Consider the following 16929-nt stretch of genomic DNA (forward strand, 5'->3'; position numbering starts at 1 on the left):
ATGCCTCCTATCTATTTAAACCAACTTTTCACAGACTCAAAACTGTTTTTAATTCCTTTTTCAATAGAACCAGCAACTTTTTCACCAGCATCCTTAATTGCATCACCGTATGAAGAGCTAGCAATTGCTCCAGCTACTCCGCCTATCGCTCCACCAACAATCACTCCCACAGGACCGCCGACGCTTCCTATTGTTGCTCCAATTTCAACACCTGTAGAAACAGCAAAAATGTCTGTACCAACACCTGCTGCGAAACGTCCTGTTTTTTCTGCAAAACTTTTGTCCGAGTTCTCGGGATCGGTATATTCTGTAAGGTTAGAAGCGAAAGTAACTGCGGTACCAACAATAGGGACTCCTCTTTCTAATGCAGTAAACCCTTTTGCCTTGGCTGTGGACTCCATTATATCAACCGCACCCGCTTTTGTCCTCAGGGCAGCTCTCTTGCGAAATTCTTTCCCATCTATAAAACTATGTTGATTTTTAGGGAACCCCACAGCATGTTTAAACATCATGGATGGACTATCATAAGAAGCGACAAATTTTTGCGCTTTTTTAAGTAATGGGTTGCTTGGATTCGAGTCAGAGATGTTTTTAATGGTTCTCGCAACTTTCGAACTGTGATCTCCTTGAGAAGTCCAAGAACGATGTGACATGACCTGAAATTTATATTCCCCTTTAAATCGCTGCCACTTCGTCGGTTTTCCTCCTTGATAATAAATTTTTAATTTTCGCGTCCACGCGATTGATGCTGTTGCGTTGGCTGCGTGATACCCTAATAAGGCTTTATCACCGACATCTAATGGTTCTCCGAATGTTTCGAAGTAACTAAGAATTTCGTGTGCTATATTTGTTTTTTCTTTATCCTGTGTATCAGGATTCGTTAACGTTTCTGCCGCTTTTTCTTCTAATCGCCCAAGCATCTTTTCCATCGGTGTTTCGCCGGGGTTTTGCAGGTCGTTTTGCAGGCCGCCGGGAGCTTGACTGATTGTTGAGTCATTTTGCGGTTTTAAAATTGAACCGCTTTTATATTCCGATATTTCAATCTTCGGCCCCGTATACATTTTCTCCAGCTGCTGGATGTATTGCTTCATCGTATCGAGGTCTTCTCTCGCCGCTTTCAGCGCATTTGTCTGTTCGCGGTCGAAGGTGTGGAGCTTTTCGAGCGTCTCGCTGATTTGTCTTTGCGCTTTTTTTGCGTTTTCGTTGACGGCTGAATCGTCTAGGTCGGGCAGGTCGACGATGTGGCTGACAGTGGCCATCGTCTGGTTGGCTTTTGACGTCAATCTGCCAGTCAGCGATTCGGCTTGACTGACGCCGTCATGGAGTTCGTTCTCAAGAAAGCTTTGCGAGATAAAGCCGTTTTGGTTCGGTTCAAGGGAATGAAGCGCACTTTTCGTCTTTTCTAAAAGTCCTTTATAGTCGGAAATAAAAGATTCATAAAAAAGAAGAAAAGTGGTGTGGCATTCTTCGTAGAACGAGCGGATCGCTTCACCGCCCGCGCCTTTTAAGGCGTCGTCAAGGGAGGTGAGGCCTTTGATGCTTTGTTTGACTTTTGAAATCTCGTCAGTCTGGTTTTTTAATTCGGTCAGCGTTTTGTCTAGGCCGGTTTGAAAAGCCTGAACATCTAGAGTTTTCAATGCGTAGTCCCTTCCTTCTACTTGGCTTTGATCGATGACGACAGCTTTTTGTCGGCGTCTTTTATGGCGTTGACAGCCTGCTCGGTTTGCGCAATTTGTTTAGCGAGAGCCGATGCGTATGCTTTTGTCAGGCTTTTCAAATCTTTGTTCATGCTTTCGATTTTTTTGACGACGTCAAGGTTGTTTTTGCCGCTGATATCTGTCTGCACGTTCGGCTTCACGGCTTGGGCTGAATGCTTCAGTTTTGAGAGCGCCTGTTTGACTTCGCCCGTTTTGACTTTGATTTCTTGACCCATCGTAATCACTCCTTTAGCGGCGGGCTTCTCTTTCTTCTTTTTCCAGTTTTTCGATTTTCGTTTTTAATGAGCTGATATCCTTACCTAGCGAATCAATATCATCATTTAAAGAAGAGATTTTCTCCTTTAATTGTTTAAACACTTCATTTAGCTGCTTTCCGCAAATATCATTATATGCCGTTTTCATGTCGCTTCTGACGTTTTTAAAAGAATCAGCCAGGCTGCCCTGCCATGTCGTCGGCGACAGTTCGGGCTTTTTGATACTGTCTTTTGAATCGTCAAATTCCTTTTTATCTGCTTCTAATTCAGTTTGGCAATTTTTCAGTTGTTCGAGCTGTTGTTTTTTGATGAGAAGTGTACCTTGCAGCCCGTATAAAACTGTTTTTTCCCAGATCATGTTACTGCCACCTCCCGGAAAATTTGATTCAAATGACCTGTTGGGTTCCGTTCATTAAAGGACCTTATTAATGTTACAACATGGTATAAATGAGTTGAATGGGAAAAATGTACCGTGAACAAAGAATCTAGTTGAGCGGTGGAGCAGGGGATTCCTTATTATGACTGCGATTTTGCACATTTCTCCATTTTCCTGCAAGGTCAAAAGACATAGTTCTTAAGTTTTGGATTTTTGGTGTGTTTATTTTTTGTTTCACAAACTTTAAGGTAATTTTAAGAAAGAGGCGATCTTGCCAACCCTAAACAGGGTTTTTCGAACAGAATGTCAAATAGATTAGATATTTCATAAGAACAAGGGGGAATTGTCTGTTTGTGATGAATAAAGGAGGACGGGCGGAATTTCTGTCAGGATGCTCAGCTGGGTTCTTAGAAAAAAATGCGGCTAAATATATATTTATAGATTGTAAACGCTGTCTTGTCCTCGACCAACAGGGGGATGAAGATGAAGAAGCTGTTAGTTGTTTATGCCGTGATGCTCTGTTTGTTTTTTCTGTATGTCTACGACTACTCCCGGGGCGATAAAGCCGGTTCTGCAGAAGAAAGCAGGAGGCCTGCGGCCGCAGGCAGTCTGTCCGAAAAATACGTGATGGTCACGTTTCAATCGGGAATCGAATATTGGAAGAGCGGTCTGAAAGGCTTTGAGGATGCCGCGCAGCTTTTCAACGTCTCTGTCGAGTATCGGGGGGCGGCCCATTATGATGTCCATGAGCAAACGACCGTCCTCGAGCAGGTGATTGCAAAAAAACCGGCGGGAATCGCTGTTTCGGCAATAAACCCAAAAGCTTTAAACCCTGTCATCGACAAGGCGCACGAGCAGGGTATTCCGATCGTTTTATTTGATTCAGACGCCCCGCTCAGCAAAGCTTCTACATATATCGGCACAAATAATATGGAAGCGGGTGCTGTGGCCGCAAGGCGAATGGCCGAATTTTTGAATGGAAAGGGAGAAACCGCGGTCATTACCCAGCCGCAGCAGTACAATCATCAGGAAAGGACGAAGGGCTTTGAACAAACGATCAAGCAAAAATACCCGAACATGAAGGTTGCCGCGGTTTTGGACGGAAAAGGGGATGAGCTGACGTCGAAAAAAGAAGCGGCGAAGATTTTGGAGGAAAATCCGTCCATCAAAGGAATTTTCACGACTGAAGCCAATGGAGCGAGCGGCGTGGCCCGTGCTGTGAAGGAGGCGGGACTTGAAGGGGAAGTATGTATCATCGGCTTTGATAAAGACAAGAAAACGCTGGACGGCATCAAAAACGGATCGATTTCCGCGACAATGAGCCAGGACACATGGCAAATGGGCTATTGGTCGCTGCACATGCTGTTTTTCTCAAATCACCATCTGAAGCATGAACGCCCGCTTCCGGCCGCAATCGACACAGGCATTACCATCATAACGAAAGAAAATGTGGCAGCCTATTATGCGAATGATTAAACGTTTGATCAATAATGCGCCGATCCGTCATAAGCTGATCAGCCTTCTCTTGTTAATCAGCATGCTGCCGACGATCGGCCTGGGCATTTTATCGGGATGGGCCGTTGAAAATATTATTGAAAAACAGGTGATCGACCAAACACTGCAGCTGATCGGCGAAGTGAACAAGACGGCTGAAGTGTATGTCAGCCACATGCAGAACCTGACATATTTAATATCAATGAATGAAGAAATGGAAGCGTTTTTTAGTCATAAAAAGGAGGATGGAGAGGCGGATTATAAGCGAAGGACGTTTTTGCAGGGCCTGACTTCTTTATATTCCGAAGCAGCGGGTATTCTCGTTGTCAATGATAAGGGTGAGATGATCAGCAATGAGATGTATGAACGCACGCCGACAGATTTGACAAAAGAACCATGGTATCAGGCGGCTCTCGACAATGAAGGGATTTTCAAGATGATCGGGAAGCCTGTCAACCGGAATATCAGAAGCCATGTGCACTATAGGGAAGATGAGGTCGTTTCCGCCGTCAGAGCTGTTATCGATCCTGAAACACAGCATGTGAAAGGCGTTGTACTCATCGATTTGAAGCTGCGCGTCCTCGCAGAAGCGACAAAAAATATCCGCTTGGGGAAAACGGGTTATTTGATGATCATGGATGAAAATGGCGGCAATATTTATTCGCCGGAGACTTCGAATCTATTTCTGCCGAAAAAGTGGTTCCGTCAAGAACGTTCTGGATATTTTTCGAAGCGGATCAAGGGAGAGGAATATCAGTTCATTTATGAGACGTCTTCCTTTACGAACTGGACGACGGTCGGCGTTTTTAAAGCGGGTGAACCGGTTTTCGAAGTGAAGGAAATCCACTTGTATGTGCTTTTGTTTTTATTGACGGCGGCGTTTCTCGGAATGTCAGCTTCCTATTATTTGTCCCATTCCATGTCGCGGCCGATTTTGAAGCTGAATGCTGTCATGAAAACGGCGGAAAGCGGGAATTTTTCAACATTGTATCAGGAGGAAAGGGAAGATGAAATCGGCCTTTTGGGAAAAAGCTTCAATCGCCTGATGTTCAGAATCCGCGAGCTGATGTCCGTTACAGAAAGACAGGAGCGCCAAAAAAGAGAAGCCGAATTAAGAGCGCTGCAGGCGCAGATCAACCCTCACTTTCTCTACAATACGCTGGATACAATCAATTGGATGGCAAGGAAAAAAGGAGCGGAAGAGGTCAGCGATCTCGTGCAGGCTTTATCCAAGCTGTTCCGCATTTCCTTGAGCAAAGGGAAAGATATCATCCCGCTGTCTGATGAATTTGAACATGTTGAAAACTATTTGAAAATCCAAAAAGCGAGATACCGCGATAAATTAAACTACTCAATCGAAATGACCGGGCTTTGTGATGACCGCCTGATTTTGAAGCTCGTTCTTCAGCCTATCGTCGAAAATGCGATCTATCACGGAATTAAAGAAAAAAAGGGGCCGGGGCATATTGCGATCAAAGGCATGGAGGAGGATGGCTCGCTAATCATCAAAATCGAGGATGACGGAGCCGGAATGGATGAAGAGACGCTAAAGCAAATAACGGATCAATTCAAACACAGGGACGATACAGCGGGCTACGGCATGATCAACGTCCATGAACGGATCGCTCTTACATTTGGCGAGCCGTACGGTATAACGGTTGAAAGTCGGAAAGGAGCCGGAACCGCCGTCACGATACGGCTACCAATTTTAGCAAAAGGGGGAACAAGCCTTGAGTGAATGTTGGCGCGTACTGATTGCCGATGATGAACCGTGGATTCGGGAAGGAATACGGGATGCCGTCTCTTGGGAGCGCTATCAAATGTCGGTGTCGGCTGAAGCGGAGAATGGCGAGGAGGCTTTTGAGCTCGCTCTCAAACACGGTATCGACTTATTGATTGTCGACTTGAATATGCCGATCGTAAACGGAATTGCCTTGATGAAAAAGCTCCGCGGCGCCTTGCCCCAGTGCCGCTTTGTCATCGTGACGGGCTACGATCAGTTTGCATACGCGCAAGAAGCGATCCGGCTGAATGTTGATGATTATTTGTTAAAGCCGGTCGATCCCGCTCATCTGGAACAAGTGCTCAAAAAGATCAGCGTGTCGCTTGCAGCTGAGAAAAAGAAGCTGAGCGAGCAAAAGCTTGCTGAGCAGCATATTCAACAAAACCTCGGCCTTCTGAAGGAGCATGTTTTCAGAAGCTGGATCGAAAACCGGGCAGACGAAGAAGACGTTTACCGGCAGCTCGAATGCCTCCGTCTGCCGGCGCGCAATCCTGAAACGCTCGGCGTCATCGCGGCTGGACATGTATGGAACAAACCGTCTGAAGCCGACAATCTGAAAGAAAAAGTAGAACGTTTTTTTATTAACGAGCGAGATAAAGCCGTATTTTTCGACGGAGACCGCCTGATCGCCGCCTGTCTGTGGCGTTCTGTTACGGAAGCCGAACAGCGGGCGCTTGCAGAGATGATCAAAGCCGAATTGCAGGCAAGCGCAGCCGTCTGTTTTGCGAAGCTTGCTGAAAACGGCCGCTCAGCCGCGCAATGCTATCAGCACTGCAGGCAGCAAGTGTCGAAAGCATTCAATATCTCGCCGGTTGTCATAAGGGCCAAGGAGTATATGCAAAAGCATTTCACTGAAAGGGAGTTTTCTTTAAAACAGATGGCGGATGCGCTTCAAGTCTCGTCCGTCTATTTGAGCAGAATGATGAAGAAGGAGCTCGGCGTGACATTTGTTCAGCTTTTGACGGAGATGCGCATGGATCAATCGGTTCACCTGTTAGAGACAACCCCTCTTTCAATTCATGACATTGCCGAACAAACGGGCTATGATACACAGCACTATTTCAGCACTGTATTTAAAAAGACGATGGGTGTATCCCCCAATCAGTACCGCCGCATGTCGGGAATTGAAAGAACAGGAGGAAAATTGTAATGTAAGCGCTTCAAAAAAGTCTGATTTTTATAAAAATAGTTAATTAATTCAAAAGACGGACATTCGAAAGACATGGTACAGTTGGCATGATTCATGATGGGAGAAATCAAAAAGGGGGATACCAAGCATGAAAAAATGCTGGCTGTTGATCACTGCAATGCTTTTCTGTCTCATCGTTACCGCTTGTTCGGGGAATCAGGCAAGCGGAGGGGGAGACAAAGGCTACGTCGGAATCTCAATGCCGACAAAGTCATCGGAACGCTGGGTGTATGACGGGAAATACATGGTGAAAGAGTTTGAAAAGCTCGGTTATAAAACGGATCTGCAGTATGCGGAAGATGTCGTTGAAAACCAAGTTTCACAAATCGAAAATATGATTACAAAGGGCGTCAATGTGCTTGTCATTGCTTCGATTGACGGAGAAGCGCTGACCGACGTCCTAGAGAAAGCAAACAAGCAGGATATTAAAGTCATTTCTTATGACCGGCTGCTCATGAACAGCAAACATGTCGACTATTATGCGACATTTGACAATCATAAAGTCGGGGAACTTCAAGGGAAATATATTGAAGAAAAGCTTGGCTTAAAAGACAAAAAAGGGCCGTTCAACATCGAATTGTTCGCGGGATCGCCCGACGACAACAACGCGCATTTCTTTTTTGACGGCGCCATGTCTGTTTTGAAGCCTTATATCGATTCGGGCAAATTAAAGGTGTTGAGCGGCCAGACTTCATTTGAGCAAGGGGCGACGCTCAGGTGGGACGGCGCAACCGCACAATCCCGGATGGACAATTTGCTGAGTGCGCATTATACAAAGGCGAAGCTTGATGCGGTGCTTTCACCGTATGACGGAATCAGCATCGGAATCATTTCATCCTTAAAAGGTGCGGGCTACGGCTCGGACAAGAAGCCGCTGCCGGTTATTACGGGACAGGATGCAGAGCTTGCTTCCGTGAATTCGATCATTAAAGGGGAGCAGACCTCAACCATTTTCAAAGATACGAGAGAGCTGGCGAAAAAAGCCGTTGAGATGGCGTCATCCGTCTTAAAAGGCGAAAAAGCGGAAGTCAATGACACAAAGACGTATGACAACGGAGAGAAGGTCGTTCCATCATACCTGCTTGAACCGGTCGTCGTCGACAAAGAGAACTACAAAAAAGTGCTCGTTGACGGCGGTTACTATAAAGAATCGGAATTAGGGAAGTGATCCGATGTCCGATTGCATTTTAGAGATGAGAGGCATCACGAAGGAGTTTCCCGGCGTCAAAGCGCTCGACAATGTCCACCTTCGCGTTAAAGCGGGCGAAATCCATGCCCTCTGCGGGGAAAACGGGGCGGGCAAGTCGACTTTGATGAAGGTGCTGAGCGGCGTCTATCCGTACGGTGCGTATACGGGCGACATTTTATATAAAGGGGAAGTATGCCAATTCAAAAATATTAAGCAAAGCGAGGAAGCGGGGATCGTCATCATCCACCAGGAGCTGGCGCTCGTCCCCCAGCTTTCCATTGCGGAAAATCTTTTTTTGGGCAATGAACAGGCCAGCCGCGGCGTCATCAATTGGCGAAAGACAAAGCTGGAAACGCTCGAATTAATGAAAAAAGTCGGGCTTCAAGAATCTCCGGATACGCTTGTTTCCCAAATCGGCGTCGGAAAGCAGCAGCTTGTTGAAATCGCCAAAGCTTTGGCAAAAAAAGTGCAGCTCTTGATTTTGGATGAACCGACGGCGGCTTTAAATGAAGCTGACAGCGAGAATCTGCTGCAGCTCTTGCTTGAACTGAAAAAACAGGGAATCTCTTCGATTATGATTTCCCATAAATTAAATGAAGTTACGAAAGTCGCAGATTCGATTACCGTGCTCCGGGACGGACAGACGATCGAAACGCTTGCTGTTCAAAGCGGGCAATTGACCGAAAACCGGATCATCAGAGGCATGGTCGGCAGGGAGCTGCAAAACCGCTACCCTGACAGAAGCGCCGAGATCGGCGACGTCATCTTTGAAGTGAAGGATTGGACAGTTCACCATCCTCTTCAACAGGACCGCAAAGTGGTAAACATGGCGGCGCTTTCCGTGAAAAGAGGCGAGATCGCAGGAATTGCCGGACTGATGGGCTCCGGAAGGACGGAGCTGGCGATGAGCATTTTTGGAAGATCATATGGGAAAAACATTTCCGGCACAATCGAAAAAGACGGGCGGGAGCTTTACATCAACCACCCTGAAGATGCCATTAAAAACGGCATCGTCTATGTGACGGAGGACAGGAAAGGAAACGGTTTGATTCTGAAGGACAGCATTAAAGAAAACATTACGCTGTCGAAACTGGATAAGGTGTCGAGCCGATTGGTGATGGACGAGCGGCGCGAACAACATGAAGCGGAGGATTTTCGCCGGAAATTAAACATCAAGACGCCCGATATCAGCCAGCGGACCGGAAATTTAAGCGGAGGCAACCAGCAGAAGGTCATGCTGAGCAAGTGGATTTTCGCGGAGCCTGACGTTTTAATCCTGGATGAACCGACGCGCGGCATCGATGTCGGCGCCAAATACGAAATCTACGGCGTCATCAATCAGCTTGCCGAAGCGGGTAAAGCGGTTATCATGATCTCTTCGGAGCTTCCCGAGCTGCTGGGGATGTGCGACAGAATCTATACGATGTGTGAGGGGGAAATCACCGCCGAATTTTCCAAAGAAGAAGCCGATCAGGAGAAGCTGATGAAATATATGACCATCCGCATGAAGAGAGGGGGAGAAGCGTATGCAGACACCGGTGCAAACGGATAAAGACCGCGCTCAGCCCGGCTACTTTCAGCTGTTTCGCGATATGTATAAGCAGAATATCCGGAAATACAGCATGGTCATTGCGCTCGTGTTTATTATGCTGCTGTTTCAAATATTGACAGACGGAATTTTGCTGAGACCGCTGAACATTACGAACCTGATTTTGCAAAACAGCTACATTCTCATTTTAGCGATTGGGATGATGCTCGTCATCATCACGGGACACATTGATCTATCAGTCGGTTCAGTCGCCGCTTTTGTCGGCGCCGTCTCCGCGATGATGATCATTGAAAACGATATGCCGCTGTTTGCGGCGGTCGTCCTGTCGTTGCTTCTGGGAGCGGCAATCGGCGCCTGGCAGGGTTTTTGGATCGCTTATGTCAAGATTCCGGCCTTCATCGTGACGCTGGCGGGAATGCTTTTGTTCAGAGGGCTCACGATGATCGTGCTGGAGGGGAAATCGATCGCTCCGTTTCCTGTGTCCTTCCAAAAAATGGCGTCCGGTTTTATTCCGGACTGGCTGAACGGAGGCACGTTCCATTTGACGACGATTGTCGTCGGAGCGGGTGTGTCGATTCTTTATCTCGTATATCAGCTTCAGCAGAGAAACATGCAGAAGAAATTCCAATTTGACTTGCAGGGAAAAGGTCTGTTTACAGTTAAGGTGTTTTTTATCATCGCCATTATCAACCTTTTTACCTACATTCTCGCGACTTATGAAGGTATACCTCTCATTTTGATCACATTGTTCGTCTTAATCGCCGGGTATACATTCGTTATGAAAAAAACCGTCATCGGGCGGAGAATCTACGCGATCGGCGGCAATGAAAAAGCAGCCGAGCTTTCAGGAATCAAAACAAAACGGCTCACCTTTATGGTCTTCGTCAATATGGGCGTCTTAGCAGCCCTTTCAGGCTTGATTTTTGCCGCCCGTCTAAACGCGGCCACTCCGAAAGCAGGAAACCTGTTTGAACTTGACGCCATTGCGGCCTGCTTCATCGGCGGGGCTTCGGCTTACGGCGGTATCGGCACGATCGGCGGGGCCATCATCGGCGGTCTTGTCATGGGAGTCATGAACAACGGTATGTCGCTGCTCGGCCTGGGCATCGACTGGCAGCAGGCGATAAAAGGCCTCGTCCTTCTGATTGCCGTTGCATTTGATATTTACAATAAGAATAAAACTTCTTAATTCATAAGAAAAACCTGTTTTTGAACTTCAAAAACAGGTTTTTTCATTATTGCTGGACGGAACGCCCTTCCTGATTCAGTGTTGGATTTATTTTTTTAGGTTCCGGCAGCAGGATGTTCAAAATGCTTGCTACCGCCAAAATAACGATTGAAAGGTAGAAAGACAGGTTATAGTTGCCTGTTTGGCTGTACCAGACGCCCGGCAAATAAGCCCCGAGCGCCGAACCGATCTGGTGGCTGAGGAATAGCCAGCCGAGAATGAACCCGACGGAATACTGCCTGAAATACTGGGTTGCCAGCATTTGCGTCGGGGCGACGGTCGCAAAGTCGACCAAACCGAACAAAACCGCGAAGCAAAGCAGGAGCATCGAGTTGTGGCTCGACAACAGAATGACAAGCGACAGCGCCCTTACGGCATATAAAAAGCACAAAATTTTCCGGCTGCTCCAGCGGTCAGCGACGACGCCGGAAATCAAAATGCCGATGATGTTAAACCCGGCCAGCAGGCTGACAGCGGCGCTTGTTACTTCGGTCGAAAACCCGTGGTCATGCGAAAAAGGGATAAGATGGGTATCCATTAACCCCGTTGTTGTAAATCCGCAAATGAAAAACGGCAAGACGAGGAACCAAAACGTTCTTTTGAGAAAAACGGCTTTGTATGGAATCTTTTTCGGCTGGGCGTCCGGCTCTTCTTTTATCTCGCCGCCCTGAGCGCCGCCGATCGGCTGTACATTCTTTTCCGAAGGATGGTTCCGCAATAACAAGATGACGATCGGAAATACAATAACGGCTAAAAACAATCCCAGAACAATGACGGTCACTTTCCAGTTAAACCAGTGGATCATCATGAGCGATCCAGGGACAAGCAGCATCTGTCCCGCACCGAATCCCGCTTCCATGATGCCGAATGCAAGCCCGCGCTTCTCATTGAACCAATTGGTCACGATCACGGTCGACGCGACATTCGACGCACCGCCGACGCCGAGAGAAACGATGATGCCATACAAAATAAACAGCTGCCACGGAGAAGTCACGAGATATGTAAAAAAGATGCTCAAGCCGACCAGAAGCGTGCTGAGGGATAAAATGATCCGCGGTCCGAAGCGGTCGACAAGCCTGCCGATCACCGGCTGGGACACGCCATATACAATGAAGCTCAGCATGGAAATAAGCGAAATCGTGCCCCTGTCCATTGAAAATTCCTCTTCCCAAGGCTGAATAAAGGCTCCGAAAGAAAGGCGCACTCCTTGAACGGCCAAAAGCGTCAAAAACGTCACAAAAACGATAATCCAGGCGTAGTGTATTTTCCGTTTCATAGATCCTCCATTTCGTCAGCCTAACTCGGCATCCCAGCGTTCTTCCCGGAGCCGCTGCCCCCATAATAAAGTCTCGTCTTTCACTTCCGTCAGTCTGAATCCGAATTTTTCATACAAAGGCCGTGCTTCGGCCATCGTGCTTACCGTCCATAAAAAAATCCGCTCATACTGATTTTCTTTGCAATAATCGATGAGATGCTCCAAGAGGCGTGTGCCGACTCCCTGGTGCCGAAAAGCGGCGTCGACCAGAAACCATCTGAGCTGCACGGTCCTGCCGGGGTGTTTGACGAGCCCGACACATCCCGCGAATCTTCCGGCGCTCTCTGCGATCCAGATTTTTTCGATCTCGGCGTCGAATGTTTCGTGAAGGTAATCCAAAAATGAATCGTCCCAGCCGTGTGTCTCCGCGTAGAAGGCACGCTGTTTTTCGATCATCAGTTTGATATCGTCCGATATATAGTAATCTCTTATAGAAACGGCCGATTTTTCGGGAGGCAGGTGTTCCGACAATATGCATTCAATTGTATTCATTGCCTCCGTCAGCTTTTCCTGATGGCGGCCGTCGATATGCTTCAGCATGTTTTCGATTTGTTGATTGGCTTTGGCCTCCAGCTTTTTATAAATGGATTCACCGAAGCTGGTTAAGTAGATATAGTGGTTGCGGCTGTCCTCCTCGCTTCTCTTTTTATAGACCATATTTTCTTTTTCAAACCGCTTCAGGATCCGGCTGACATAGCCCCGGTCCAGGCCGAGCGTATCTTGAATCAGTTTGGCTGTACAATCGGCCGTATTGTGAATTTCAAATAATATCCGGGTTTCCGTCAATGAAAAAGGGCTGTCATAAATATGTTCATTCAGAAAACCGAGCACATTTGTATAGAATCGATTGAACTTTCTGAATTTTAATGTTGTAGAATGATTGATTTCCGCCATCTCAAAACCTCTCTCCCTGTAAATCGTTGCTTTAATCAATTATAATAAATTAGTTGATTTAGTCAAGTGTATGGAAATAAAGTTAAAAATGTTAATGATAGAATATATTTTACAAATAAAGAAAGAGAAATTCAATCGTACAGGAAAATTCATCCACCTTGGCAGGAAAGAGGGAAGAAAACAGAGTATATAATCTAACAACCTGTTTTTGAAAGCGTTTTTAGTGTCATGTCCGTCTCCGCGTCATATGAAAACGAGGAAGAAAGGATGAAACTGTAGGATGGTTAAACCGTATCCCCCGATCAGCCGGAAAGTTCCCCGACTATTGCATGGAGCCGATTACAACCCGGATCAATGGCTTAAATATCCGGACGTATTAAAAGAAGATATCCGCCTGATGAAACTGTCCCGCTGCAATGTGATGTCTGTCGGCATTTTCTCCTGGGTTTCGCTCGAGCCTGAAGAAGGAAGATTTACATTTGACTGGCTCGATCAGGTTCTTGATACTTTCAAGGAAAACGGAATTTATGCGTTTTTGGCTACACCGAGCGGTGCCAGACCGGCTTGGATGTCCAAAAAGTATCCAGAGGTGCTGAGAACGGAGCGCAACAGGGTCAGAAACCTTCACGGAAAGCGGCACAATCACTGCTATACGTCGCCTGTCTACCGCCGGAAAACGGCGATCATAAACGGAAAGCTCGCGGAGCGCTATGCGCATCACCCGGCCGTCATCGGCTGGCACATTTCTAATGAATACGGCGGAGAATGCCATTGTGAACTTTGCCAAGACAAGTTCAGAGAGTGGCTGCTGGCGAAATACAAAACGCTGGACCGCCTTAATGATGCATGGTGGACATCGTTTTGGAGCCATACCTATATAGATTGGGACGAGATCGAGTCGCCGGCTCCGCACGGCGAGGATGCCGTTCACGGTCTGAATTTGGACTGGAAGCGTTTTGTCACGGATCAAACTGCCGGCATGAAATCGCCCACGTCCGTTCGTTTAACCCTGATCTGCCTGTGACGACGAATTTTATGGGAACGTATGCCGGATTGAATTATTGGAAGTTTGCCGATTTGCTTGATGTCATCTCGTGGGATTCTTATCCGGCATGGCACAACAGCCGGCAGGAAGACAGCCGGCTTGGAGCCGATATTGCTTTTGTTCATGACATCAATCGCTCTCTTAAAGGCGGCCGGCCGTTCATGCTGATGGAAAGCACGCCGAGCATGACGAACTGGCAGGATGTCAGCAAGCTGAAGCGCCCCGGTATGCATGAATTGTCGTCATTACAGGCAGTCGCTCACGGATCGGACACCGTTCAGTATTTTCAATGGCGGAAAAGCCGCGGGTCAAGCGAAAAATTTCACGGAGCAGTCGTTGATCATGAAGGATCAGAGCATACGCGCGTTTTTCAGGAAGTGAAAAAGCTCGGGGAAAAGCTCGAAAAGCTGGAGGACGTCGCAGGGACGACAGTCGAACCCGAGGCCGCGATTATATTTGACTGGGAGAATCGCTGGGCTTTGGAAGATGCCCAAGGTCCGCGCAATATCGGAAAGCATTATGAACGGACCGCCAAATCGTTTTATGAACCGTTTTGGCGGGAAGGCGTACCGGTTGATGTGATTCACATGGAGGCTGATTTCTCCCGCTATAAGCTTTTGGTCGCCCCGATGCTCTACATGCTGCGAGAAGGCACCGCTGAAAGGATTGAACAGTTTGTTCAAAACGGAGGGACATTTGTCGCCACTTATTGGTCGGGCATTGTTGATGAGAATGAACTTACGTTCCTGGGAGGGTTTCCTGGAGGCTTAAGAAAAACGCTCGGCATTTGGTCTGAGGAGATCGATGCTCTTCATGACGGACAGAAAAATACCATTGTGATGGATGAAGAAAACAGGCTCGGATTAAGCGGAAGCTATGAAGCCAGCGAGCTTTGCGATCTGATTCATTTAGAAGGGGCCGAAGCGCTCGCTGCGTACGAGGATGATTTTTACGCGGGCCGGCCGGCGCTGACGGTCAATTTGTTCGGAGACGGGAAGGCCTACTATATCGCTTCAAGGAATGAGGCGGCGTTCCAAGAGGCGTTTATATCCAGGCTCATTGAAGAGTGCGGGATTGCCAAAGTGCTCGATACAGAGCTCCCGAAAGGCGTCACCGCCCAGCTCCGCACAGACGGCCGCCACGATTATATTTTCGTGATGAATTTTACAGCGGAAAACAGAAGTGTCTCGCTTCCGGAGGAAACAAATACGGACGTTTTAAAGGGAACCCGGAAAAAAGGCGCGCTCAAACTGCCGCCTTACGGAACGAGCATTTTACGGAGAAGCCATAAGGCATAGGAAGCCTTACTTTTCAGGCCGACGCTTCGTGCAATATGCAGCAGCAAGCAGGAAGATGACAGCAGAAGTGTACGCCAATACACCTTGATTAAAAACGCAGAGAAACACCACATTTGATAAAACCGCCAACATGATAAACACTACGGCATAGAGATTTAAACGCAATACCATCCCTCCATTAATAGTTATCTTAACATAAAGGAATGTGAAAAATCCGCGGGCATTTCCCGCGGATCCGTCGTTATTTGGCTCGTTTTTTCAGTTTTCGGGGATTGACCTGATCATCGATATCAGGCTTGTCGTCCAGCGCGTCAGCAATTTTTTCCCAGGAGACAATTTTGAAGTTCTGATTGGCTGGCTGTCCATTTTCCGTATTTTCGCCGTCTTGGGCGACAAAGATGCCGTATGGATATTTTTTGCCGAGGCCGAAGCCGATGACGTCGATTCCATCGGTATCGCTTGTCCCGTCGATTTCTTTACCGTCATCAATTGAAAAATCGGCGACATAGTCGTTTTTCCCGCGCCGGTCATAGATGGCATAACGGTTATCGCCCTGACTGGACGCGATCAAATATCCTTCGCCGTCTTCTCCGTAGTAAATCGTCAGCCCTTCAATATCAGCGGTTAAATGCGGTCCGCCTGCGCGATCGACAATTTTTCCTTTATCTCCGCCGTTTGGCTCGGCGCTGAAAGACCAAATCGCAGCGTCTTCTTCAGCGATGTACATTTTGCCGTATTCATCATCTGCTGCAAGCCCTTCTGTTTGAGAGCTCATTTTGAATGAGCGGACCTTTTTGCCTTCGACTTGTCCTTTTCCGTTGTCAAACAGTTCGTATTGCTCGAATTCTCCGTTCTTTCCGGTCACCATGGCGTAGAACTTGCCGGTTTTCTGGCTGTGATACAGGCTGAAACCATACACCTCCTCAATATCGGTTTGAATAGGTTTTTGAGGATTGACGATGTTTTTCAGCTTGTTTTTTTCGCCGTCAAAGGCGTATATTTCAACCGTGTTTTTGCCGTCTGACCGGTTTGAGGCCCCGGCAATATCAATTTTTTTGCCATCGAGCGGAAAATTGTAGCGGAGATCGACGTTGTTTAATTTGCCAAACGGATAGGCTGCCAGCTGTTTTCCGTTTAAATCGTAAACGATCAAGCCAGATTTTTTATTTGTTGTGATCAGCCGGCTTTTTTCAGGCTGCTTCGGATGAACCCAAATCGCCGGGTCATCTGCCGCGTCGTCAGGGGTATCCACCGGCTCTGTCTCTGCATCGGCAGTCACCGAGAAGTCCTTATAAGCTGAAGCTTCGGCACGGGGGAGAATGCTCCATGAGGGAGACAATAAGGATGCCGCAAGAGTTGATAAGGCGAGCGTTTTGTAAAAGTTCATATATTAACCTCCTTTTGATAACACTTATACTAGCAAATCAATGAAAACTATCATTTGAGGAAATGTAAACTTTTGTTAAAAAAGCGGTGGTTTAAAGGGGCTGTGAGATTTAGCATACGAAGCCGCAGAGAAAACCCCCGGAATTCTTTCCGGGGGTTTTGCTTTAACAGGTATTCCCTATCTCTCATTAAATCGAAATGTATATATCCT

At 47.3% G+C, this 16929-nt stretch carries 12 protein-coding genes and 1 pseudogene; 7 read left to right on the forward strand and 6 right to left on the reverse strand.

Features of this window, described 5'->3' with window-relative positions; all coding sequences use genetic code 11:
• Positions 1-11: 11 nt before the first annotated feature.
• The 3 genes from H7F26_RS08395 to H7F26_RS08405 are packed head-to-tail and all read right to left on the reverse strand — an operon-like array spanning position 12 to position 2330.
• Positions 12-1637 (reverse strand): ribonuclease YeeF family protein, encoded by a 1626-nt coding sequence (locus H7F26_RS08395; protein WP_003178891.1) that lies wholly within the window; start codon positions 1635-1637, stop codon positions 12-14.
• A 17-nt stretch (positions 1638-1654) separates the two neighbouring features.
• Positions 1655-1933, reverse strand: coding sequence for a YwqI/YxiC family protein (locus H7F26_RS08400; protein WP_003178892.1), 279 nt, complete (start codon positions 1931-1933; stop codon positions 1655-1657).
• 13 nt (positions 1934-1946) lie between these two features.
• The gene (locus tag H7F26_RS08405; RefSeq protein WP_003178893.1) at positions 1947-2330 is read right to left on the reverse strand and encodes a YwqH-like family protein; all 384 of its coding nucleotides are present in this window, start codon (positions 2328-2330) and stop codon (positions 1947-1949) included.
• Positions 2331-2831: 501 nt separating this feature from the next.
• Between H7F26_RS08405 and H7F26_RS08410 the strand changes: the two genes are divergently transcribed.
• The 6 genes from H7F26_RS08410 to mmsB all read left to right on the forward strand — a co-directional run bounded on the left by H7F26_RS08410 (position 2832) and on the right by mmsB (position 10741).
• Positions 2832-3824, forward strand: a complete 993-nt coding sequence (locus H7F26_RS08410; RefSeq protein ID WP_003178894.1) for a substrate-binding domain-containing protein — start codon at positions 2832-2834, stop codon at positions 3822-3824.
• Positions 3817-5580 (forward strand): cache domain-containing sensor histidine kinase, encoded by a 1764-nt coding sequence (locus H7F26_RS08415; protein ID WP_003178895.1) that lies wholly within the window; start codon positions 3817-3819, stop codon positions 5578-5580. Before H7F26_RS08410 ends, H7F26_RS08415 begins: the two co-directional genes overlap by 8 nt.
• Positions 5573-6775: a response regulator transcription factor gene (locus H7F26_RS08420; RefSeq protein ID WP_061565967.1), complete on the forward strand. Its 1203-nt coding sequence runs from the start codon at positions 5573-5575 to the stop codon at positions 6773-6775. The genes H7F26_RS08415 and H7F26_RS08420 overlap by 8 nt, the downstream gene beginning before the upstream one ends.
• Before the next feature lie 127 nt (positions 6776-6902).
• Positions 6903-7982 carry a multiple monosaccharide ABC transporter substrate-binding protein gene (chvE, locus tag H7F26_RS08425; protein WP_003178897.1) on the forward strand — a complete coding sequence of 360 codons (1080 nt, stop codon included), beginning with the start codon at positions 6903-6905 and terminating at the stop codon, positions 7980-7982.
• A gap of 4 nt (positions 7983-7986) precedes the next feature.
• Positions 7987-9555 (forward strand): multiple monosaccharide ABC transporter ATP-binding protein, encoded by a 1569-nt coding sequence (gene mmsA, locus H7F26_RS08430; protein WP_021838088.1) that lies wholly within the window; start codon positions 7987-7989, stop codon positions 9553-9555.
• Positions 9530-10741: a multiple monosaccharide ABC transporter permease gene (gene mmsB / locus H7F26_RS08435; protein ID WP_009330197.1), complete on the forward strand. Its 1212-nt coding sequence runs from the start codon at positions 9530-9532 to the stop codon at positions 10739-10741. Before mmsA ends, mmsB begins: the two co-directional genes overlap by 26 nt.
• 46 nt (positions 10742-10787) lie before the next feature.
• On the opposite strand, the gene H7F26_RS08440 is transcribed toward mmsB, so the two are convergent.
• Entirely contained in the window at positions 10788-12056 is a 1269-nt protein-coding gene (locus H7F26_RS08440) for an MFS transporter (RefSeq protein ID WP_011197540.1), read from the reverse strand.
• 15 nt (positions 12057-12071) lie between these two features.
• The gene (locus tag H7F26_RS08445) at positions 12072-12989 is read right to left on the reverse strand and encodes a bifunctional helix-turn-helix transcriptional regulator/GNAT family N-acetyltransferase (protein ID WP_009330195.1); all 918 of its coding nucleotides are present in this window, start codon (positions 12987-12989) and stop codon (positions 12072-12074) included.
• Positions 12990-13269: 280 nt separating this feature from the next.
• On the opposite strand from H7F26_RS08445, the pseudogene H7F26_RS08450 reads away from it, so the two are divergent.
• Positions 13270-15332: pseudogene (locus tag H7F26_RS08450) on the forward strand (beta-galactosidase).
• Positions 15333-15573: 241 nt separating this feature from the next.
• Here the strand turns inward: H7F26_RS08450 and H7F26_RS08455 are convergent.
• Positions 15574-16719: a phytase gene (locus H7F26_RS08455; protein ID WP_011197542.1), complete on the reverse strand. Its 1146-nt coding sequence runs from the start codon at positions 16717-16719 to the stop codon at positions 15574-15576.
• Positions 16720-16929 lie beyond the last annotated feature (210 nt).

The organism is Bacillus sp. PAMC28748 (assembly GCF_014250415.1).
Taxonomy (GTDB): Bacteria; Bacillota; Bacilli; order Bacillales; family Bacillaceae; genus Bacillus; species Bacillus licheniformis.

Excerpts from the sequence above, each read along its gene's own strand:
- H7F26_RS08400 (WP_003178892.1), bottom strand. The coding sequence starts at position 1,933 with ATGGGTCAAGAAATCAAAGTCAAAACGGGCGAAGTCAAACAGGCGCTC.
- H7F26_RS08410 (WP_003178894.1), top strand. The coding sequence starts at position 2,832 with ATGAAGAAGCTGTTAGTTGTTTATGCCGTGATGCTCTGTTTGTTTTTT.
- mmsA (WP_021838088.1), top strand. The coding sequence starts at position 7,987 with ATGTCCGATTGCATTTTAGAGATGAGAGGCATCACGAAGGAGTTTCCC.
- H7F26_RS08440 (WP_011197540.1), bottom strand. The coding sequence starts at position 12,056 with ATGAAACGGAAAATACACTACGCCTGGATTATCGTTTTTGTGACGTTT.
- H7F26_RS08405 (WP_003178893.1), bottom strand. The coding sequence starts at position 2,330 with ATGATCTGGGAAAAAACAGTTTTATACGGGCTGCAAGGTACACTTCTC.
- chvE (WP_003178897.1), top strand. The coding sequence starts at position 6,903 with ATGAAAAAATGCTGGCTGTTGATCACTGCAATGCTTTTCTGTCTCATC.
- H7F26_RS08455 (WP_011197542.1), bottom strand. The coding sequence starts at position 16,719 with ATGAACTTTTACAAAACGCTCGCCTTATCAACTCTTGCGGCATCCTTA.
- mmsB (WP_009330197.1), top strand. The coding sequence starts at position 9,530 with ATGCAGACACCGGTGCAAACGGATAAAGACCGCGCTCAGCCCGGCTAC.
- H7F26_RS08415 (WP_003178895.1), top strand. The coding sequence starts at position 3,817 with ATGATTAAACGTTTGATCAATAATGCGCCGATCCGTCATAAGCTGATC.
- H7F26_RS08445 (WP_009330195.1), bottom strand. The coding sequence starts at position 12,989 with ATGGCGGAAATCAATCATTCTACAACATTAAAATTCAGAAAGTTCAAT.